The organism is Psychrobacter sp. T6-1 (genome assembly GCF_052258445.1).
Genome location: NZ_JBQQFC010000680.1, coordinates 1 through 746 on the forward strand (window position 1 = coordinate 1; position 746 = coordinate 746).

At 45.3% G+C, this 746-nt stretch carries 1 protein-coding gene; it reads left to right on the plus strand.

What is annotated here, in order from left to right; translation table 11 throughout:
* Positions 1-746, plus strand: a 746-nt coding sequence (locus ACTXGO_RS15365) for a secretin N-terminal domain-containing protein (protein ID WP_443575129.1), incomplete at both ends; no start/stop codon positions are given.

The window sequence follows — 746 nt, forward strand, 5'->3', positions numbered from 1 at the left end:
GTTAAAGAGCCTGAGATGCTGCGAGAGCCGACTTTGGAGGAGAGAGTCTATACAGGTGAAGCCTTATCAATGGAGTTCCAAGACGTTGAGGTTCGTAGCGTTTTAGATATCTTGGCGCAGTTTACCGATATGAATATCGTCGCGAGTGATTCTGTCGCCGGCAATATTACCTTACGCCTCATTAACGTACCTTGGGATCAAGCGCTAGATATTATTCTAAAGAGTAAAAATCTTGGCAAGCGTGAGAATGGTAACGTCATTTTGGTTGCGCCATCTACTGAACTTGCTGAACAAGAAGCGCGTGAGCTGGCAGCACAGCAGGCGGTAAAAGCATACGCGCCGCTACGTACCGAATATATTCGTCTAAGCTACGCTAGAGCAGAAGATGTGTTTAATCTGATCTCTCAAGGGAGCGGCTCAACAGGTAACAACAATATCGGTGGGGCGATTAATAACAATATTGGAGCCAATAATAATATTGGTATTGGTAATCGCTTTGAAGATAACAGCACGCTACTCTCACCGCGCGGCACAGTCACTATTGATGAGCGTACCAACACTTTAATCGTAAAGGATATCGCAGATAGCATCGAGAACATTCGCGAACTTATTAGTAAAATTGACATTCCTGTACGCCAAGTGATGATTGAAGCGCGCATTGTGAGTGCGACCGATAGCTTTAGTAAAGAGATCGGTGTGCGCTGGGGTATCTTGTCTAATGGCGCTGCAAACAATCGTAGTTTGCT